At 62.2% G+C, this 20,546-nt stretch carries 18 protein-coding genes; all 18 read left to right on the top strand.

Features of this window, described 5'->3' with window-relative positions:
• The 18 genes from leuC to AT959_RS12885 all read left to right on the top strand — a co-directional run bounded on the left by leuC (window position 1) and on the right by AT959_RS12885 (window position 20,543).
• Window positions 1-1,407 (top strand): 3-isopropylmalate dehydratase large subunit, encoded by a 1,407-nt coding sequence (gene leuC / locus AT959_RS12970; RefSeq protein ID WP_066883732.1) that lies wholly within the window; start codon window positions 1-3, stop codon window positions 1,405-1,407.
• Window positions 1,408-1,416: 9 nt separating this feature from the next.
• Window positions 1,417-2,055, top strand: coding sequence for a 3-isopropylmalate dehydratase small subunit (gene leuD, locus AT959_RS12965; protein WP_066883730.1), 639 nt, complete (start codon window positions 1,417-1,419; stop codon window positions 2,053-2,055).
• A gap of 12 nt (window positions 2,056-2,067) precedes the next feature.
• Window positions 2,068-3,123 carry a 3-isopropylmalate dehydrogenase gene (gene leuB / locus AT959_RS12960; protein ID WP_066883728.1) on the top strand — a complete coding sequence of 352 codons (1,056 nt, stop codon included), beginning with the start codon at window positions 2,068-2,070 and terminating at the stop codon, window positions 3,121-3,123.
• 52 nt (window positions 3,124-3,175) lie between these two features.
• Complete coding sequence (gene asd / locus AT959_RS12955) at window positions 3,176-4,309, top strand: aspartate-semialdehyde dehydrogenase (RefSeq protein ID WP_066883726.1); 1,134 nt, start codon at window positions 3,176-3,178, stop codon at window positions 4,307-4,309.
• Between the two features lie 155 nt (window positions 4,310-4,464).
• On the top strand, window positions 4,465-7,662 hold the full coding sequence (locus AT959_RS12950) for a motility hub landmark protein FimV (protein ID WP_157651300.1): 3,198 nt from the start codon (window positions 4,465-4,467) through the stop codon (window positions 7,660-7,662).
• An 11-nt stretch (window positions 7,663-7,673) separates the two neighbouring features.
• Entirely contained in the window at window positions 7,674-8,318 is a 645-nt protein-coding gene (locus tag AT959_RS12945; protein ID WP_157651299.1) for a CbiQ family ECF transporter T component, read from the top strand.
• Entirely contained in the window at window positions 8,315-9,103 is a 789-nt protein-coding gene (gene truA, locus AT959_RS12940; RefSeq protein WP_066883718.1) for a tRNA pseudouridine(38-40) synthase TruA, read from the top strand. Before AT959_RS12945 ends, truA begins: the two co-directional genes overlap by 4 nt.
• The gene (locus AT959_RS12935) at window positions 9,100-9,726 is read left to right on the top strand and encodes a phosphoribosylanthranilate isomerase (protein WP_066883716.1); all 627 of its coding nucleotides are present in this window, start codon (window positions 9,100-9,102) and stop codon (window positions 9,724-9,726) included. Before truA ends, AT959_RS12935 begins: the two co-directional genes overlap by 4 nt.
• Window positions 9,713-10,912 (top strand): tryptophan synthase subunit beta, encoded by a 1,200-nt coding sequence (trpB, locus tag AT959_RS12930; RefSeq protein WP_066883714.1) that lies wholly within the window; start codon window positions 9,713-9,715, stop codon window positions 10,910-10,912. The genes AT959_RS12935 and trpB overlap by 14 nt, the downstream gene beginning before the upstream one ends.
• A complete protein-coding gene (gene trpA / locus AT959_RS12925; RefSeq protein WP_066883712.1) occupies window positions 10,912-11,718 on the top strand; it encodes a tryptophan synthase subunit alpha in 807 nt (268 codons plus the stop codon). Before trpB ends, trpA begins: the two co-directional genes overlap by 1 nt.
• A complete protein-coding gene (gene accD / locus AT959_RS12920; RefSeq protein ID WP_066883710.1) occupies window positions 11,715-12,584 on the top strand; it encodes an acetyl-CoA carboxylase, carboxyltransferase subunit beta in 870 nt (289 codons plus the stop codon). The genes trpA and accD overlap by 4 nt, the downstream gene beginning before the upstream one ends.
• Window positions 12,581-13,891 (top strand): bifunctional tetrahydrofolate synthase/dihydrofolate synthase, encoded by a 1,311-nt coding sequence (folC, locus tag AT959_RS12915; RefSeq protein ID WP_066883708.1) that lies wholly within the window; start codon window positions 12,581-12,583, stop codon window positions 13,889-13,891. The genes accD and folC overlap by 4 nt, the downstream gene beginning before the upstream one ends.
• 3 nt (window positions 13,892-13,894) lie before the next feature.
• Complete coding sequence (locus AT959_RS22015) at window positions 13,895-14,635, top strand: SPOR domain-containing protein (RefSeq protein ID WP_066883706.1); 741 nt, start codon at window positions 13,895-13,897, stop codon at window positions 14,633-14,635.
• Between the two features lie 17 nt (window positions 14,636-14,652).
• A complete protein-coding gene (locus AT959_RS12905; RefSeq protein ID WP_240481830.1) occupies window positions 14,653-15,123 on the top strand; it encodes a CvpA family protein in 471 nt (156 codons plus the stop codon).
• A gap of 13 nt (window positions 15,124-15,136) precedes the next feature.
• Window positions 15,137-16,675 carry an amidophosphoribosyltransferase gene (purF, locus tag AT959_RS12900; protein WP_066883702.1) on the top strand — a complete coding sequence of 513 codons (1,539 nt, stop codon included), beginning with the start codon at window positions 15,137-15,139 and terminating at the stop codon, window positions 16,673-16,675.
• Complete coding sequence (locus AT959_RS12895) at window positions 16,675-17,862, top strand: O-succinylhomoserine sulfhydrylase (RefSeq protein WP_066883700.1); 1,188 nt, start codon at window positions 16,675-16,677, stop codon at window positions 17,860-17,862. Before purF ends, AT959_RS12895 begins: the two co-directional genes overlap by 1 nt.
• Window positions 17,859-19,106 carry an HD-GYP domain-containing protein gene (locus tag AT959_RS12890; RefSeq protein WP_066883698.1) on the top strand — a complete coding sequence of 416 codons (1,248 nt, stop codon included), beginning with the start codon at window positions 17,859-17,861 and terminating at the stop codon, window positions 19,104-19,106. Before AT959_RS12895 ends, AT959_RS12890 begins: the two co-directional genes overlap by 4 nt.
• A gap of 159 nt (window positions 19,107-19,265) precedes the next feature.
• Window positions 19,266-20,543 carry a DEAD/DEAH box helicase gene (locus tag AT959_RS12885; RefSeq protein ID WP_083518393.1) on the top strand — a complete coding sequence of 426 codons (1,278 nt, stop codon included), beginning with the start codon at window positions 19,266-19,268 and terminating at the stop codon, window positions 20,541-20,543.
• Window positions 20,544-20,546: the final 3 nt, after the last annotated feature.

Raw genomic sequence — 20,546 nt, 5'->3', positions numbered from 1 at the left:
ATGCCGAAGACACTCTACGACAAGCTCTGGGAAAACCATGTTGTCCATCAGGAAGCGGATGGCACGGCTTTGCTCTATATCGATCGTCACCTGGTGCACGAAGTGACCAGCCCGCAGGCTTTCGAAGGCCTCAAGCTCGCCGGCCGCAAGCCGTGGCGTGTTTCGTCCATCGTTTCGACGCCGGACCACAATACGCCGACCGACCACTGGGACGAGGGGATCAAGGATCCGATCTCGCGCCAGCAGGTCGAGACGCTCGATGCCAATATCCGCGAAGTCGGCGCCCTAGCCTATTTCCCGTTCAAGGATCCGCGCATGGGTATTCTCCATGTCGTCGGTCCGGAGAACGGCGCGACGCTGCCCGGCATGACTGTTGTCTGCGGCGATTCGCACACCTCGACGCACGGCGCTTTTGCCTGCCTGGCGCATGGCATCGGTACCTCCGAGGTTGAGCACGTGCTGGCGACGCAGTGTCTGCTGCAAAAGAAATCGAAGACCATGCTGATCGCCGTCGACGGCAAGCTCGGCAAGGGCGTTACCGCCAAGGACGTGGCGCTGGCCATCATCGGCACCATCGGCACGGCCGGCGGCACCGGCTACGCCATCGAGTTCGGCGGCAGCGCGATCCGTAGCCTGAGCATGGAAGGTCGCATGACGCTGTGCAACATGGCGATCGAAGGTGGCGCCCGGATGGGCTTTGTTGCGGTCGACGACACCACGATCAATTATTTGAAAGACCGTCCGTTCTCGCCCAAGGGTGAGGTCTGGGAGCGCGCCGTCGAATACTGGCGCACGCTGCATTCCGATGCTGGTGCACGGTTCGACCGTGTTGTCACGCTGCAGGCCGAGGCCATCCAGCCGCAGGTCACCTGGGGGACGTCGCCAGAAATGGTGGTCGCGGTTGGTGCCGCGGTGCCCGATCCGGCCAAGGAAAGCGATCCGGTCAAGCGGGAAGGCATGGAGCGGGCGCTGCAATACATGGGCCTGAATCCGAATACGCCGATCCAGAACATCGCCATCGACAAGGTGTTCATTGGTTCCTGCACCAATTCCCGGATCGAGGATCTGCGCGAAGCCGCCTCGGTGCTGAAAGGCCGTCACGTCGCTGCCAACGTCAAGCTGGCGCTGGCGGTGCCGGGCTCGGGGCTGGTCAAGCGTCAGGCCGAGGCTGAGGGGCTGGACAAAGTGTTCATTGCCGCCGGTTTCGAGTGGCGCGAGCCGGGCTGTTCGATGTGTCTGGCGATGAATGCCGACCGTCTGGAGCCGGGCGAGCGCTGTGCCTCGACCTCCAACCGGAATTTCGAAGGGCGCCAGGGGCCGGGTGGTCGCACCCATCTGGTCAGCCCGGCCATGGCTGCAGCGGCGGCCATCGCCGGTCGTTTCGCCGACGTGCGTGAAGTTCTCTGAGGAGCGGACATGGAAAAATTTACCCGTCTCGAAGGTCTGGTCGCTCCGCTCGATCGTAACAACGTCGATACCGATGCGATCATCCCCAAGCAGTTCCTGAAATCGATCAAGCGTTCCGGCTTCGGCCCGAATGCCTTCGATGAATGGCGTTACATGGATGTCGGCCAGCCTGGTCAGGATAATTCCGGGCGGCCGAAGAATCCGAATTTCGTGCTCAACCAGCCGCGCTATCAAGGTGCCCAGGTGCTGCTGACCCGTGCCAATTTCGGTTGCGGCAGCTCGCGCGAACACGCTCCATGGGCGCTGCTCGACTTTGGCTTCAAGGCGATCATCGCCGAGTCGTTTGCCGATATTTTCTTCAATAACTGCTTCAAGAATGGCATCGTGCCGATCGTGCTGCCGGCTGCTGAAATAGAGGCACTGTTCCAGCAGGTGGAAGCCACGCCCGGCTACAAGCTGGTGGTAGACCTGCAGGCGCAGGCGGTGATTCGTCCGGACGGCCACGGTATTCCGTTCCAGATCGATGCCTTCCGCAAGGAATGTCTGCTGAACGGTTGGGACGATATCGGCCTGACCCTGCGCCATGCCGAGAAAATTCGTGAGTTTGAAGAAAAGCGCCGTATCAACCAGCCCTGGCTGTTTGCGTAACAAGGAAAAGCGATGAAGATTTGTGTTCTGCCGGGTGACGGCATTGGTCCAGAAATCACTGCGCAGGCAGTGCGTGTACTGAATTCCCTCGACCTCAAGTTCGAGATGGAAGAGGCGCTGTTGGGTGGTGGCGCGGTCGACGCGACCGGCAACCCCTATCCGGAAGCCACCCAGAAGCTGGCCCGTGAAGCCGATGCCGTGCTGCTCGGTGCCGTCGGTGGCCCGCAGTGGGATAGCCTGCCCCGCGAAAAGCGCCCGGAACGCGGCCTGCTCGGTATTCGCAAGGATCTGAACCTGTTCGCCAACCTGCGTCCGGCTATCCTGTACCCGGAACTGGCCAACGCCTCGACCCTGAAGCCGGAAGTCGTCGCCGGGCTGGATATTCTGATCGTCCGCGAGTTGACCGGCGACATCTACTTCGGCCAGCCGCGCGGTGTGCGTGAGGAAAACGGCGAGCGCGTCGGTTTCAACACCATGGTCTATAGCGAGTCGGAAATTCGCCGCATCGGCCATGTTGCCTTCCAGGCGGCCCAGAAGCGTAACAAGAAGTTGTGCTCGGTCGACAAGATGAACGTGCTCGAATGCACCCAGCTCTGGCGCGACGTGATGATCGAGATCGCCCATGATTACCCGGATGTCGAACTCAGCCACATGTTGGTTGACAATGCAGCGATGCAACTGGTCAAGGCACCCAAACAGTTCGACGTGATGGTGACCGGCAACATGTTCGGCGATATTCTGTCCGACGAAGCCTCGATGCTGACCGGCTCGATCGGCATGCTGCCGTCTGCCTCGCTGGACGACAAGAACAAGGGTCTCTACGAGCCATCGCACGGCTCGGCGCCGGACATCGCCGGCCTGGGTGTGGCCAATCCGCTGGCCACCATCCTGTCGGCAGCAATGATGCTGCGCTATACCTTCGGCCTTGAAGAGCAGGCACTGCGCGTCGAAAACGCGGTCAAAAAGGTCTTGGCCCAAGGCTATCGGACCGGCGATATCTACGAGCGCGGCACCAATAAGGTCGGTACCCGTGAAATGGGCGATGCGGTACTCGCCGCGCTGGCGTAAACCGAACAGCAGGTTCGTGCGTTAAATACAGGTTCTATTCGGAGAGTAAGTCATGAAGAAGGTTGGTCTGGTCGGTTGGCGTGGCATGGTTGGTTCCGTGCTGATGCAACGCATGGTCGAAGAGGGCGATTTCGCCCATATCGATCCGGTGTATTTCTCCACCTCCGCCGCCGGCGGCAAGGCGCCGCTGTTCGGTGGCAAGGAAGCCTCGCTACCGCTGCAGGATGCTTCCAACATCGATGCGCTGAAAGCCTGCGAAATCATCATCACCTGCCAGGGCGGTGACTACACCAAGGAAGTCTTCCCCAAGCTGCGCGCCGCCGGCTGGAACGGCCACTGGATCGATGCCGCTTCGTCGCTGCGCATGGCCGATGATGCCGTTATCGTACTCGACCCGGTCAACATGCACGTCATCAAGGACGCGCTGGCCAAGGGCGGCAAGAACTGGATCGGCGGCAACTGCACGGTGTCGCTGATGCTGATGGGCCTCGGTGGCCTGTTCCAGAACGACCTGATCGAATGGGCGACCTCGATGACCTATCAGGCAGCCTCCGGCGCCGGCGCACAGAACATGCGCGAGCTGATTTCGCAGATGGGCGCCATCCACGCGTCGGTCGCCGATCTGCTTGCCGATCCGGCTTCAGCGATTCTCGACATCGACCGCAAGGTGGCCGAAACCATCCGTTCCGACGCCTTCCCGAAGAAGAACTTCCGCAACACGCCGCTCGCCGGTTCGCTGATTCCGTGGATCGACGTGCCTTACGAAAACGGCCAGTCGAAGGAAGAGTGGAAGGGTGGCGCCGAATGCAACAAGATCCTCGGCAAGCCTGCTTTCCGTTCAGCCGGTTCGATCCCCATCGACGGCCTGTGCGTGCGCATCGGCGCCATGCGCTGCCACAGCCAGGCGCTGACCATCAAGCTGAAGAAGGATGTGCCGCTGGATGAGATTTCCGACATGCTGGCCAAGGCCAATCCGTGGGCCAAGGTCGTACCGAACGATCGCGAGATATCCGAGCGCGAACTGACGCCGGCCGCCGTGACCGGTACGCTGACTGTGCCGGTCGGCCGTTTGCACAAGATGGTGATGGGTCCGGAATACCTGGCCGCCTTTACCTGCGGTGACCAACTGCTGTGGGGCGCGGCCGAGCCACTGCGCCGTATGCTGCGCATCCTGCTTGATGCCTGATTGTTGATTTTTATCGGAAAAACGGGGCTTTTGCCCCGTTTTTCATTTGTTGGGAATATGCCAATGGCTGAGTAATGAGAAGCGGGTTTAGCTTGCATTGCTAAGTCCATGATGTTAATTTGAAAGTCCCAAAATTTAACGCTCAGGGTTTCGACGTGACCGAAACTAATCGCTCCCAGTTCAAGAAACGTGCAGCCGCCCTTGCGGTGGCCTCCTGTCTGTCACTCGCGCCATGGGTTGCCGAGGCCGCCGGCCTGGGGAAACTCACGGTTTACTCCGGTCTGGGACAGCTCTTGCGGGCCGAACTTGAAATCGGGGCGAGTCGTGACGAACTGGCGGGCATGACAGCGCGACTGGCTCCCGTCGATGCCTTCAAGCAGGCCGGTGTTGATTACGCCTCGGCTTTGACCGATTTGCGCTTTGTGGTCGAAAAGCGGGCAAATGGTCAATCGATTGTCAAAGTTACTTCGGTCAAGCCCGTTAACGAGCCGTTTCTCGATTTCCTGGTTGAGTTGAACTGGCCGTCGGGACGCCTGGTTCGTGAATACACTTTTTTGCTCGATCCTCCCGAAATTGCCGCAAAGGGAACCGGCGGCCAGGTCTCGGTTGCCGAGGCCAAAGTCGTCGAAACGGTACGGGGCGGCGGTGCTGGCAGCAGCCAGCCGGCCGTAACGCGCAGCGCGCCGCGTCAGCCGGCAGCGGCCAAGGTGCCTGCTGAACCGAAAAAGACTGAGGCAAGCGGTTCTCGTGTTGTTCAGCCGGGTGAAACCCTGCGCAAGATCGCCAGCGAGACAAAATACGATGGTGTTTCTCTCGAGCAGATGCTGGTCGGTTTGTTTCAGAGCAACCCGGATGCCTTTATCGGCAAAAATATCAATCGCCTGAAGGCGGGGGCGATTCTGGGGATTCCTGACCAGGCTGCGGTCGAGGCGGTTTCGGACGCCGAGGCGAAAAAGGTATATGTCACCCAGGCTGGCGACTGGAACGCCTATCGCCAGAAGCTGGCGGCGACCAGTGCCAAGGCGCCGGCACGCGAAGAGTCTGCCAGCCAGGTCGCTTCGGGCAAGATTACGGCAAAGGTTGAAGAAAAGGCCGCGCCCGCTGATCAGTCGAAGGATCAGGTCAAGATTGCCAAGACCGAAGTCGCGACCAAGGGGGGGGCAGGCAAGGCTGGTGCGCTTAACGAAGCGGACCAGATTGCCAAGGACAAGGCCCTGAAGGAGGCCCAGGATCGTCTGGCCTTGCTTGAGAAAAACGTCGGCGAGTTGCAGAAACTCGTTGAGATGAAAACCCAGAAACTGGCCGAGCTGCAACAACAGTCTGCGACGAAGAAAGATGAGGTCAAGCCGGTCGAGCCGGCCAAACCGGTTGAGCCTGTTAAGGCGCCCGAGCTGCCAAAGCTTGCCGAGCCGGTCAAGGAAGCCGAGCCGGTGAAGCCTGTAGAGGCTACCAAGCCGGTCGAAGAGGTGAAAACGGCCGAGGTTAAACCGCCGGAGCCGGTCAAGCCGCCGCCTCCGCCCCCAGAGAAAAAGCCGGCGCCGGCGCCGTTGCCCGAACCCGAGGAGCCCAGCCTGATCGATGGCTTGTTGAGCGATCCGCTGCCGTTGGCGGGCGGTGCCGGCATTCTGGCCTTGCTGGCCGGCTACTTCATGTTCAAGCGTCGGCGCGAGCAGAGTTCATCCCTCGAAACGACGGCGGCTCCCGGTCCGTCGAGCCTTGGGCCGAATTCGGTGTTCCGGATGACCGGCGGGCAAAGCGTCGATACCGGCAATACGCCGCCGCAAACCGGCGACTTCAGTCAGACCGGGCCGGGAACGATCGATACCGACGAAGTCGATCCGGTAGCTGAGGCCGATGTTTACATGGCCTATGGGCGGGATACGCAGGCCGAGGAGATTCTTCTCGAGGCGCTGCAGAAAGATCCGCAGCGCACGGCAATTCACGCCAAGCTGCTCGAGATATACGCCAACCGGAAGAGCCTGAAGCAGTTCGAAACACTGGCCAGCGAGTTGTATGCGCAAACCGGCGGGGCTGGCCCGGAATGGGAAAAAGTGGCCGCTCTGGGGGCGGGCTTGGACCCCGCCAACCCTCTTTACTCCGGGGTGCAGGCGGCACCTGTGGCGGCCTTCAACCCTGATGCCACGATGATCGTTTCGAGCGAAGATCTGGGGCGGGCCACGGTTGCTATGCCCGGTACTCTGTCCCAGTTGGCCGAGATGGCCAGCTTGCCGGAAGAGCAGCAGCTTGAGCTGGCGGCGGACACGCAGGTGTTGTCCGCGCCGCCTGAGCTTTCGGATGCCGCTGAACCGGTCGAGGCGGAAGAGCCGGCCAGCGATGCGATGAGCCTCGATTTCGATCTCGGTTTGCCGGAGATTCTGCCTGAGGCGCAAGCTGCAGAGCCGCCGGAGAAGGGCGCTGGCGAAGCGCCGGCAGTTTTTGAAGAGCCCTACATCGAGACGATGGATTTTGCAGAGTCGAATGCCCTCGATTTTGACTTGGGCGCCGCTGTGCCGGTTGCCGAGGTGGCTGAAGAGTCGCCGGTCGGCGAATTGCATGTCGAGGCGGATGACCTGGCGGTCGATGCGGTGGATTTCGACCTTGGCGGGTCGGCCCAGGCCGAGGCCGTTGAGCCCGATGAGCAGGATGCCGCGCCGGACTTTTCACCGGAGGGGACGATGGTCATGCCTTTGGAGGCGGATTCGGAAATGGACTCGGCGGTGTCGACCTTGGTCGGTGTCAATGCCATTTCCGACTCGACCGATGAGGCAGAAACTCCCGAGCCGCCGGTGGAAGAAGAACCGATGGTCGATTTTGATCTCGATATCGATTCGCCGGCAACGCAGACCATGGTCAATTCGGTGCTGGAAAACGAGTCGACCGCAACGGTGCTCAATCCCTTGCCGATCCCGTCCGAAGAATTTGAATTTGATCATCCGGAATTGGCGGCGACTTCGGTCAGCCCGGGGGGATTGGATGCCGATTCGCTGGAATTCGACGTCAGTCTGACGGACTCGGTTTTCCTCGGCCAGCCGATGGTGCAGCCGGATTTCGATATCGGCTCAATCAACCTTGATCTTGCCTCCGAGCCGGTTCCGGCTGAGTCGGAGATGGCCGGGCTTGCCGCAACGACGGTGATGCCGGAGCCGCTCGCCGAGTCATTCGCCGAGGCGCTCGCCGAGCCGGCGCGCGATTCGCAGTGGGAAGAGGTGAATACCAAGCTCGACCTGGCCAAGGCCTATGAGGAAATGGGCGATCTGGAAGGGGCGCGCGAGTTGCTGCAAGAGGTTGTCGGCGAAGGGCCGGTCGATCTCGTCGAGCAGGCGCGTGCGATTCTCGGCCGAATAGGCGAGTAAAATCCCGGCATGTGATCGGCACATGGCCCCGCAAGGGGCTGTGTGCATTTTGGGAGTCTGATTTGCATCCTTCTGCGGCCTTGGTGCTCTGGTTGGCGGGCATCGTCGCGATCCAGTATCTCGACTACCCGGGCTTGGGGTTGATGCTTGCTGCGGCCGTTTTTAGCACGCCAGCCATTTGCCGGCCCTGGCTGGGTTATGTTCGGCGTGCCCGCTGGCTATTGCTCAGTTTGTGGTTGATTGTCGCCTTCAACACGCCGGGCGAGGCCTTGCGTGATTTTTCCTGGGCGCCGACTTACGAAGGCATGGCCGAGGCCAACCTGCAGGCCGTGCGCCTCCTTGCCATGTTGGCGCTGCTCGCCTGGCTCTTCGTTCGCCTTGGGCGGGATGGCTTGCTTGGCGGCTTGTGGGGAGTGTTGTACCCCTTGCGCTGCTTGGGTCTGGATACCGGGCGCCTGGTTATCCGTCTGTCGCTGGTGCTGGAAAATTTGCAGACCGAACATGAAAAAGGGGCATGGAAAAAAATGCTGGTTGGTGAAGCGCGTTTTGTCGATGGTCCGGATAGTGTTCGCGTGGCGATGCCTCATTGGAAAATGGCGGATACGCTGCTGCTGATAATCATCGCCATGATTGTGTTGGGAGGTCTGCTGCTGTGAGAGTTGCCTTGGGGCTGGAATATTGCGGCACGGGTTTTCGCGGCTGGCAGAGCCAGGCGCAGGGCAAAACCGTCCAGGATTCGCTTGAATTTGCACTGCAGGCAATTGCCGGTCGCAAGGTTGGCGTGGTGTGTGCCGGACGGACCGATGCCGGGGTGCATGCCAGCCAGCAAGTCGTGCACTTCGACACGCCGGTTGAGCGGCCGCTGACAGCTTGGGTACGCGGGGTCAATTCGCATCTGCCGGAGGGGGTTGCCGTGCGCTGGGCGCAACCGGTGAGCGACGAGTTTCACGCCCGCTTCAGTGCGCGCGGGCGGCGTTACCGCTATCTGTTGCTCAATCGGCCGCAGCGGCCTGGCTTGTGGCAGGGCCGGGTCGGCTGGTTTCATGGAGCGCTCGATCTGGCGCTGATGCAGGATGCCGCCGGTCGACTGCTCGGCGAGCACGATTTCTCAGCTTTCCGGGCGGCCGAGTGCCAGGCCAAGACACCAGTCAAAACGCTCTCGCGGGCCGAGGTTCGCCAGTGCGGCGGCATGTTTGTCTTCGATTTCGAGGCGACGGCGTTTCTGCATCACATGGTGCGCAATCTGGTCGGCACGCTGGTCTACATTGGCAAGGGAGCGCAGCCGCCAGGCTGGGTTGACGAATTGCTGCTGGCCAGGGATCGCAAGCTGGCGGCGCCGACTTTTTCGCCGGATGGCCTCTACTTTCGCGGGCCGCTCTATGAGCCGCAGTGGGCTTTACCGGACCCGGATGACGACTTTCTCGATGGAATGCTGAAGTGAAGACCCGAATCAAGATCTGCGGCCTGACCCGTGAAGCTGATGTCGACGCCGCGGTGGCGGCAGGTGCCGACGCGATCGGCTTTGTCTTCTATCCGTCCAGTCCGCGTTACGTGACGCCGCAGCGGGCGGCTGAACTGGCCAAGCGGATTCCGCCCTTTGTCGATATTGTCGGCCTCTTCGTCAATGCTGCGCCCGAGGTCGTGCAGGCGACCTGTGGCGCGCTGCCGATCAATGTCCTGCAGTTTCACGGTGACGAGGATGCGGCCTATTGCCGGCAGTTCGCCCGACCGTATCTGCGGGCGGCGCGGGTGAGGCCGGGGCTCGATCTGGTAGAATTCGGCCGCTCGTTTCCCGAAGCCCGGGGTTTGTTGCTCGATGCCTTCGTCGAGGGCTACGGTGGCGGTGGCCATGTCTTCGACTGGACGCTGATTCCGCCGGCGCTCCCGGCGTTTTTGGTGTTGTCGGGCGGGTTGACCGCAGGCAATGTCGGCGAGGCCATCCGGCGCGTTCGGCCGGTGGCGGTTGACGTGTCGTCCGGCGTCGAAATGAGCAAGGGAATCAAGGATCACTCGAAAATCGCTGCCTTTGTGGCGGCTGTACGGAAAGCCGATGAATCAATATAACTTCCCCGATGCCAAGGGCCATTTTGGTCCCTACGGCGGTGTTTTTGTCGCCGAGACGCTGTTTGGCGCGCTCGATGAGCTGAAGGCTGCCTATGCCGCAGCTCAGGTCGATCCGGCTTTCCGTGCCGAATACGAATACGAGCTGAAGCACTTCGTCGGCCGTCCATCGCCGATCTACCATGCCAAGCGCTGGTCCGACCTGCTCGGCGGTGCCCAGATCTACCTGAAGCGGGAAGACCTCAACCATACCGGCGCCCACAAGGTGAACAACTGCATCGGCCAAGCCATGTTGGCCAAGCGCATGGGCAAGCCGCGCGTCATCGCCGAGACCGGCGCCGGCCAGCACGGCGTCGCGACGGCCACCGTCGCCGCCCGCTACGGCATGGAATGCGTGGTCTACATGGGCAGCGAGGACGTCAAGCGCCAGGCGGCCAACGTCTATCGCATGAAGCTGCTCGGTGCCACTGTGGTACCGGTCGAATCCGGTTCGAAGACGCTGAAGGATGCGCTGAACGAAGCGATGCGCGACTGGGTGACCAACATCCACAATACTTTCTACATTATCGGTACGGTCGCCGGGCCGCACCCGTACCCGATGCTGGTCCGCGATTTCCAGAAGGTGATCGGCGAGGAATGCCTGACCCAGATGCCGGAAATGGCCGGTCGCCAGCCGGATGCGGTAATTGCTGCGGTCGGCGGCGGTTCGAACGCGATGGGTATCTTCTACCCTTATATCAATGTCGAGGGCGTTCGCCTGATCGGCGTCGAAGCGGCGGGTGACGGCGTCGAAACCGGCCGCCATGCTGCCTCGTTGACTGCCGGCGTGCCGGGGGTGCTGCATGGCAACCGCACCTATCTGCTGCAGGATGAAGATGGTCAGATCATTGAGACGCATTCGATCTCGGCCGGTCTCGATTACCCCGGCGTCGGCCCGGAACATGCTTGGTTGAAGGATCTCGGGCGTGCCGAATACGTCCCGATCAACGACGCCGAGGCGCTCGAGGCCTTCCACAACCTGTGCCGTCTCGAAGGCATCATCCCGGCGCTCGAATCCAGTCATGCCCTGGCTTACGCCGCGAAGCTGGCGCCGACGCTGCCGAAGGACAAGATTCTGCTGGTCAACCTCTCCGGCCGGGGTGACAAGGACATGCATACCGTGGCCGAAAAATCCGGGATCGTCTTCTGATGTCGCGTATCAAATCCGCTTTTGATCGCCTCAACGGCGAAGGCCGCAAGGCGTTGATTCCCTTCATCACTGCCGGCGACCCCGACGCCGCGCTGACCCTGCCGCTGATGCATACGCTGGTCGAAGCCGGTGCCGACGTCATCGAACTCGGCGTGCCGTTCTCCGACCCGATGGCCGATGGTCCGACCATTCAGCGCGCTTCCGAGCGCGCCCTGGCCAAGGGCATGACGCTGCGCAAGGTGCTGCAACTGGTCGCCGCCTTCCGCACGGTTGACGACAAGACGCCGGTCGTGCTGATGGGCTACGCCAATCCGATCGAGGCGATGGGACTGGAACGCTTTGCCGAGAAGGCCGCCCAGTCGGGCGTCGATGGCGTGCTGGTGGTCGACTATCCGCCGGAAGAGGCGGAAAGCTTCGGCGCGGCGATGAAGGCGCACGGCATGGATCCGATCTTCCTGCTCGCCCCGACGTCCACCGTCGAACGCATCGAGCAGGTTGCCGGGATCGCCAGCGGCTATGTCTATTACGTTTCGCTGGCCGGGGTGACCGGTTCCGGCGCCCTGAATGTCGAGGCGGTGGCCGAGCGCCTGCCGCTGATCCGCGAAAAGACCGGTTTGCCGGTCGGCGTCGGTTTTGGCATCCGGGACGCGTCGACCGCAGCCCGTATCGCCGCGATAGCAGATGCCGTCGTCGTCGGCAGCAGGATTATTGAAGAAATTGAAAAATCCACCACCGAAACCGCCTGTGCCAATGTGAAAGCCTTGGTCGCGGATATTCGTCGTGGCGTAGATGAGGTGAAACAATGAGTTGGCTGACCAAGCTTCTGCCCCCCAAGATCAAGCGCGAACAGGGTGTCCAGCGCCGCGGCACGCTGCCGGAAGGCCTGTGGAGCAAGTGCCCGTCCTGCGAGGCGGTGCTTTACGCCACAGATCTGGAAAACAACCTGCAGGTTTGCCCGAAGTGCGGCCACCACAATCGCCTGAACTCGCGGCAGCGTCTCGATTTGTTGCTGGATGGCGAAGGCCGTTTCGAGATCGGCGCCGAAGTTCTGCCGGTCGACAGCCTGAAGTTCAAGGATTCCAAGAAGTACCCGGATCGCCTGATGGAAGCCAACGAGTCGACGGGCGAGAGTGATTCGCTGGTTTGCCTGCAAGGCTCCATCAAGACCATGCCGGTCGTTGCCGCCGCTTTCGAATTCGATTTCATGGGCGGTTCGATGGGCTCGGTGCTCGGCGAGCGCTTTGTCAGGGGTGTGCAGACGGCAGTCGAGCAGAAAATGCCCTTTATCTGCATCACCGCTTCCGGCGGCGCCCGCATGCAGGAAGGCCTGTTTTCGCTGATGCAGATGGCGAAGACGACCGCCGCGCTGACCAAGCTGTCCGAGGTCGGCATGCCGTTCATCTCCATTCTGACCGACCCGACCATGGGTGGCGTTTCGGCCTCCTTCGCCTTCGTTGGCGATGTGGTGATCGCCGAGCCGAAGGCGCTGATCGGCTTTGCCGGGCCGCGCGTCATTGAACAGACCGTGCGCGAAACCCTGCCGGAAGGCTTCCAGCGTTCCGAGTTCCTGCTCGAGAAGGGGGCCATCGACATGATCGTCGACCGGCGCGAACTGCGCGACCAGGTTGCCCGCGTGCTGGCCCTGCTGCAAAAACTGCCCGCCGCCGCTTGAAAAATATCGAAGACTGGCTGGCCCACCTCGAAGGGCTGCACCCCAAGGGGCAGGCTGGCATCGAGCTGGGCCTCGACCGCATTCGCCGGGTCAAGGATGTGCTCGGGCAAACGCAGCATTGCCCGGTGATCATTGTCGGCGGTACCAACGGCAAGGGCTCGACCTGCGCCTACCTCGAAAACATCATCGATCGTGCCGGCTACAAGGTCGGCTGCTACACCTCGCCGCACCTGCTCGCCTATAACGAGCGGGTTCGGCTGAATGGCCGCTCGGTTAGCGATGAGGCTCTGTGCGCGGCCTTTGCCCGGGTCGAAGCGGCTCGCCAGCAAGCCGGCGACGTCGCGCTGACCTATTTCGAATTCGGCACGCTGGCCGCCTGGGAGGTCTTTGCCGCAGCCGGCGTCGAGGCGGCAATCCTCGAAGTCGGGCTGGGTGGGCGGCTGGATGCGGTCAACGCCTACGAACCGGATGTTTCCATCGTCACCACTATCGCCCTCGATCATACCGACTGGCTGGGGCCGGACCGGGAAAGCATTGGCTTCGAAAAGGCCGGTATCTATCGTGCCGGCAAGCCAGCCCTCTGTGCCGACCCGAATCCGCCGCAAAGCCTGCTCGATCATGCGGCAGCGATCGGTGCCGACCTGCGCCTGATTGGCCGCGACTTCGGCTTCGAACGGCCGAGTGCGGAAACCAACGAGAATCGGCTGCAGTGGCGCTGGTGGTGCCGTAGCGGTCAGCAGGTGCTGAAACGGGCGCTGGCCTATCCCGGGTTGCGCGGTCCGATCCAGCTCTATAACGCGAGTGTGGTGCTGGCGGCGCTCGATGCGATCGGTGATCGTCTGCCGGTCACCATGCAGGCGATTCGTCCTGGCCTGATCGAAACCGAACTGTCCGGGCGCTTCCAGGTGATTCCCGGCAAACCGGCCATCGTGCTGGATGTCGGACACAATCCACAGGCCATCAAGGTGCTGGCCGACAACCTGTCGAGCATGGGCTTCTTCAACCGCACCCATGTCGTGCTCGGCATGCTTAACGACAAGGATATTGCCGGCGCGCTGCAGGCACTGAAGGGCAAGGTCGATACCTGGCACCTCGCGACGCTGGACGGTCCGCGCGGCACCAGTGCCGAGACGCTGGCCGGCATCATCAGCGCCGCCGGGCTGGGCGGCGAGGTCGTTTGCTACCCGTCAGCCGAGGTCGCCATGCAGGCAGCCAAGGGGCAAGCTGCTGAAAGTGATAGAATTCTCGCCTTTGGATCGTTCTATACGGTGGCCGGGGCGCTTGTTGCGCTACGGAAAAAATCCTAGTTCATGCAAGATAACGACGCCCAGTTGCAACTCAAAAAACGCGCCCGTCGCAGGCTGGTAGGCGCGGTCGCCTTCGTCTCCGTGGTTGCCGTTGTCCTGCCCATGGTGATGGATCACGAGCCGCGGCAGGTCGTGCCGGATGTCGAAATCCGTATTCCGGGCCAGGATGAAAAGCCGTTCGCACCGAAATTTGCCGCGGCGCCGGTCGAAAAAGCCAGCGAAAAACCCGTTGTTTCGCCTCCGGTCGAAGCGCCTGTCGCCGCGCTGGTCGAACCGAAGGTGGCGGTCGCACCCTCGGCCCGCGTCGTTGAGGTGGCCAAGGATAAACCGGTCGAAAAGGCCACGGAAAAGCCACTGGCCAAGGTCGAAAAACCGGCGGAAAAGCCGGCAGCCAAACCGGAAAAACCGGCTGAGAAGCCCGTCGAAAAGCCGGTGGCGAAGCCCGACGACGCCAAGCGTGCCGCCGCGATTCTCGCCGGCCAGGGCGCCGAGGCCAAGCCGGCCGTCAAGTCCGGCGAATACCTGGTACTGATCGGCGCCTTCTCCAATGAAGCGAATGTCAAGAATCTGAAAACCAAGCTCGGTGAGCAGGGCATCAAGACCTACAGCGAGCCGCTCGAGACGCCTCAGGGCAAGAAGACGCGCGTCCGGGCCGGCCCGTTCGCCAGCCGCGAAGCGGCCGACAAGGCGCTGGAAAAGATGCAGCGCATCGGCGTTTCCGGAGTGGTGACGGCTAAGCAATGACGTGGTTTGACTACGTCGTGATCGGCATCGTCGGGCTGTCCTTGCTGTTCGGCTTGTGGCGTGGCGTGGTCGGCGAAATCATCGCGCTGATCGCTTGGGTGTTGGCGGTTTTCGCGGCGCTGGAATTTGGCGGCCAGGTCGGGCAGGCGGTATTTGGCGGCATCGCCGATCCGGCCATGCGCATGTTGGCCGGTTGTGTGTTGATTTTTGTCGGCGTTCTGGTGGCGATGTCGCTGGTACGCATGGCGGTGCGCAGTATGGTCAAGGCCTTGGGCCTGTCCGTCTCGGATCGTCTGTTGGGAATGGTCTTTGGCCTGCTGCGTGGCGTGCTGGTCACTATGGTTCTGGTTGGGCTGGGCGGCATGACGGCCGCACCCAAGCAGGCCTGGTGGCGGGATGCAACGCTGGCACCGCCTTTGGAAACAGCCGTGCTGGCAGTCAAACCCTGGCTGCCGGACGATTTGGCAAAACGAATTCGATTCAGCTAGGCAGGAAGAAACTATGTGCGGGATTCTCGGTGTGATGGCGACGTCGCCGGTTAACCAGTTGCTTTATGATGGCCTGATGGTGCTCCAGCACCGTGGCCAGGATGCAGCGGGGATTGCAACGGCGGAGGGCAATACGTTCCATCTGCACAAGGGGCCGGGGCTGGTACGCGACGTGTTCCGTACCCGCAACATGCGCGCCCTGCCAGGCAACTGGGGGATCGGCCATGTCCGTTACCCGACTGCCGGTTCGGCCTACAACTTTGCCGAATCGCAGCCCTTCTACGTCAATTCGCCGTTCGGCATCGTGCTCGGCCATAACGGCAACCTGACCAATGCTGAACAGTTGAAGGGCGAGATGTTCCGGCTCGACCGCCGTCACATCAACACCAATTCCGATTCCGAAGTCCTGCTCAACGTGCTGGCCCACGAACTGCAGTCGGCCTCGCACGGTTATGAACTGGACGTGGACAGCATCTTCCAGGCGGTAGCCGGAGTGCATCGTCGTTGTCGCGGCGCCTACGCCGTGGTGGCGCTGATTGCCGGTTACGGCCTGCTCGCCTTCCGCGACCCGTATGGCATCCGGCCCCTGGTCTATGGCCAGAACGAAACGCCGGACGGCATGGAGTATCTGGTCGCTTCCGAGTCGGTGGCGCTGGATACGCTGGGTTTCCAGATCGTGCGCGACATCGAGCCGGGCGAGGCAGTCTTCATCGACCTCAACCACCAGTTGCACAGTCGCCAGTGTGCGCAGCAGCCGACCTACGCACCGTGTATTTTCGAGTACGTCTATCTGGCCCGTCCCGATTCGGTGATCGATGGCGTTTCAGTTTACGAATCGCGTTTGGCGATGGGCGAATTGCTCGCCGAGAAGGTCAAGAAGCACATCCCGGTCGAAGAGATCGATGTCGTCATCCCGATTCCGGACTCCAGCCGGCCATCCGCCATGCAACTGGCGCAGGCGCTGGGCATCCCGTTCCGCGAGGGTTTCGTCAAGAACCGTTATGTCGGCCGGACCTTCATCATGCCGGGCCAGTCGATGCGCAAGAAGTCGGTGCGCCAGAAGCTGAACACGGTCGGCCAGGAGTTCAAGGGCAAGCGCGTCCTGCTGGTCGATGACTCCATCGTGCGCGGCACGACCAGCCGGGAAATCGTCGAAATGGCCCGGGCCGCCGGTGCGGTCAAGGTTTACTTCGCCTCGGCGGCGCCGCCGGTACGTTTCCCGAATGTGTACGGCATCGACATGCCGACCCGTTCCGAGCTGATCGCCACCGGTCGTGACGATGCCGGCATTGCCGAGGAAATCGGCGCCGATGCGCTGGTCTATCAAGACCTCGAGGCGCTGAAGCAGTCGATCACCTCGATCCGCGCCGACCTGACCGTTTTCGATGCCTCCTGCTTCGACGGTTGCTACATCACCGGTGACATCGACGAGTATTACCTCGATGCCGTCGAGGGCAAGCGCGGCGGCAAGGCGAGCAAGGGCAATGACGACGATGGCGATGGCAAGGCTTCGCAGCAACTGGTACTTGGCCTGGCGCCGGGGCAGGACTGATGAGCGAGCGGCCCAACTACCGTCCTGAAACCCTGGCCGTGCGGGCCGGGCAGGAGCGCAGCCAGTTTGGCGAGCATTCCGAAGCGCTGTATCTGACTTCCAGTTTCGTCTTCAAGAGTGCCGCCCAGGCGGCCAAGCGTTTTTCCGGTGAGGAGGAGGGCAACGTCTACGCCCGTTTTTCCAATCCGACGGTGAGCATGTTCGAAAAGCGTCTCGCTGCGCTGGAAGGCGCCGAGGATTGCGTCGCCACGGCCAGCGGCATGGCGGCGATCATGGCGGCGGTGCTGGCCCATCTGCAGAACGGCGATCACATCGTCGCCTCTAGCGGCCTGTTCGGCGCCACCATCAACCTTTTTTCCAACATCCTGTCACGCACCGGGATCAGCACCAGCTTCGTGTCGCAGACCGATCCGTCGGCCTGGGAGGCAGCGATCCGCCCGGAAACGAAGCTCTTTTTCCTGGAAACCCCGTCCAACCCGCTGACCGAAATTGCCGATATTCGGGCGTTGACCGCAGTCGCCCACGCCCGCGGCATTCTGGTCGCGGTCGATAACTGCTTCTGCACGCCGATCCTGCAACGTCCGCTCGACATGGGGGCCGATCTGGTCATCCACTCGGCGACCAAGTATCTCGACGGCCAAGGCCGCGTGCTGGGTGGCGCGGTCTGCGGTTCGAAGAAGCTGACCGAGGAAGTTTTCAAATACCTGCGCACGGCCGGTCCGACGCTGTCCGCCTTCAATGCCTGGGTCTTGCTCAAGGGCCTGGAAACGCTGAAGATCCGGATCGAGGCCCAGGCTGCCAACGCGCTGCAACTGGCGAGCTGGCTGGAAGCCCACCCCAAGGTGGCGCGCGTTTTCTACCCCGGCCTGCCGTCCCACCCGCAGTACGAACTGGCCAAGACCCAGCAGAAATCCGGCGGGGCCATCGTTTCCTTCGAAGTGAAGGGCGCTCGCGAGCAAGCCTGGCAGGTTGTCGATAACTGCCAACTGCTGTCGATTACCGCCAATCTCGGCGATACCAAGACCACCATTACCCATCCTGCCTCCACCACGCATGGCCGCATTTCCCCGGAAGCCCGGGCCGCGGCCGGCATCAGCGACGGCCTGCTGCGCATTGCAGTCGGCCTCGAAGCGGTGGAAGACCTGCAAGCTGACCTCGAGCGCGGTCTGTCGCTGATCGGTGGATGAAACACAAGCTTTCGGTCGACCGGCTGCAGCCCGGGATTTTCATCTCGATCAGTGAGTTGGGCTGGCTCGATCATCCATTTTTGCTCAACCGCTTTCGTCTGGCCGATGAGGAACAGATCAAGGTTCTGCGCAGTCTAGGCTTGAAAGAGGTCGAGTGGGATCCGGCGCGCAGTACGGTTCAGCCCTTGCCGGAAACGACCGACCGGGAGGCTGAGGAGGAGATCGATTTCTCGTCCACCGTGCTGACCTCGATGCTCGACGCCAAGCGCGAGCGCAGCGCGCGGGTGCGCCAGCAGCGCGAAGGCCTGGCGCGCAGCGAGCGGCTGTTCGAGCAGGAGGCAACAGGGATCGGCGAGATCCTGCGCGACCTGGGAGCGCGCCCCGCTGAATCCTACGGCCGCGCCAAATCGGCGGTCGGCCGCCTGGTCGGTTCTCTGCTCAATGCCGAAAGTGTCGCCGTGCATCTGGTCAACATGAAGGTCAAGGAGCCGGGGCTGGCCCATCATGCGATGAACGTCGTCGTGCTGTCGCTGCTGCTCGGCAAGGCGGCGCAACTGGGTGAGGAAGAGATGCGCTGGCTCGGGCTGGGTTGCATGTTCCACGATCTCGGCAAGATCGACGTACCGACCCGGGTGCTGCGCAATTCGCAGCGTACGGCGGCCGAGGAGCAGTTTTACCAGGCGCATGTTGGCTACGGCATCAAGCATGTGGCGAAGCTCGGCGAGCTGCCGGTGCCGGTCAAGAACGTTATCGCCTGTCACCATGAGCGCTGGGACGGCAAGGGTTTCCCGAATCATCTGGCCGGCGCCAAGATTCCCCGACTGGCGCGCATCGCGGCGATTGCCAACCGTTACGACAACCTGTGCAATCCGTTCGACCTGAAGACGGCGAAGACACCGTCGGAAGCCGTCTCCTTCATGTTCAGGCAGGAGAAGGACAATTACGATCCGGAGCTGCTGCAACTGTTCGTCAAGGCGGTCGGCGTCTATCCGCCGGGCTGTTTTGTCGCCTTGAGCGACGGCAGCGTCGGCCTGGTCGTCGAAACCAACAGCGGCGACCTGTTGCACCCGCTGATCATGCTCTACGATGCCAGTGTGCCGCGCAACGAGGCCTTGCTGCTCGATCTGCGCGAGACCGAGTCCACCATCGAGGCGGCGATCAGCCCGGCCAAGCTGCCGGTCGAGGTGGTCGAATACCTGGCGCCACGCGGCCGCATCGACTACTACATCGAAGGCGTCCATTGAGCCCGAGAGGGGCTGGTCGTCTGTGTTAAAATCTCGCTCTTCCCTGCCGGAGTCAGTCCCGGCCAAGACCGGGGTTGTCCCCGCTTAAACGTTTCTTCGCCTTGCCTCGACTGGTTTGTGTCCGCACGCAAGGCCTTGCGCTACGTTCCAGGAGTTCCCATGCAATTTACCGATCTCGGCCTCAAGGCCGAAATCCTGCGCGCCGTCAGCGAGCAGGGTTACGACACCCCGACCCCGATCCAGCAACAGGCCATTCCGGCCGTGATGACCGGCCGCGACCTGATGGCCACGGCGCAGACCGGCACCGGCAAGACCGCCGGTTTCACGCTGCCCATCCTGCATCGCCTGGCCAGCGGCCCGAACGACCGCCTGACCCGCGTTTCCAAGACGCCGCGCGTGCTGGTCCTGACGCCGACGCGCGAACTGGCCATTCAGGTCGAGGAAAGCGTGCGTACCTATGGCAAGCATCTGCCGATCAACTCGCTGGCCGTCTTCGGCGGCGTCGGCATCAATCCGCAGATCGCCAACCTGCGTCGCGGTGTCGATATCCTGGTCGCGACGCCGGGCCGTCTGCTCGACCACGTGCAGCAGCGGACGGTCGACCTCTCCGCCATCGAGATTTTCGTCCTCGACGAAGCCGACCGCATGCTCGACATGGGCTTCATCCGCGACATCCGCAAGATCATCGCGCTGTTGCCGAAGCAGCGGCAGAACCTGATGTTCTCGGCCACCTTCTCGCCGGAAATCCGCGAACTGGCCGGCGGCCTGCTGCATAACCCGGCTTCGGTCGATGTTGCGGCACGCAATACGGCAGCCGAGACGGTGACCCAGCGCGTCATCGAAACCGACCGCGAAAAGAAGAAGGAACTGCTCTGTCACCTGTTCGAGACGCGCGGCTGGCATCAGGTGCTGGTCTTCGCCCGCACCAAGCACGGCGCCGATGCGCTGGCCCGGACGCTGGACAAGGCCGGCATCAAGTCGGCTGCGATCCACGGCGACAAGTCGCAGGGCGCCCGCACCCGCGCCCTGACCGATTTCAAGGACGGCAAGCTGGTGGCGCTGGTGGCGACCGACATCGCGGCCCGCGGTATCGACATCGACGCGCTGCCTTACGTCATCAATTACGAGTTGCCGAACGTGGCCGAAGATTATGTGCACCGTATCGGCCGGACCGGCCGGGCCGGCATGGAAGGCGAGGCGATCTCGCTGGTCTGCCACGATGAACGCCCCAATCTGCGCGATATCGAAAAGCTGATCAAGCGCTCGCTGGAACGTGTCGTGATTCCCGGCTTCGAACAATCGGCCACTGCCGCACCGCGTCCGGTGCAGCCGCCGCGTGGCGCGCGCAAACCGCAGCCCGGGCGGCCGCAAGGGCAAAAAGCACCACAAAAACCGGGTGGGCCGCAGCAACATCGCAGCGGCAGCCGGCACCGCTGATTT

It is taken from the genome of Dechloromonas denitrificans (genome assembly GCF_001551835.1).
GTDB lineage: Bacteria > Pseudomonadota > Gammaproteobacteria > Burkholderiales > Rhodocyclaceae > Azonexus > Azonexus denitrificans.
The sequence above is the reverse complement of the archived record's forward strand: the minus strand, read 5'-3'. Positions and strand labels throughout refer to the sequence as shown.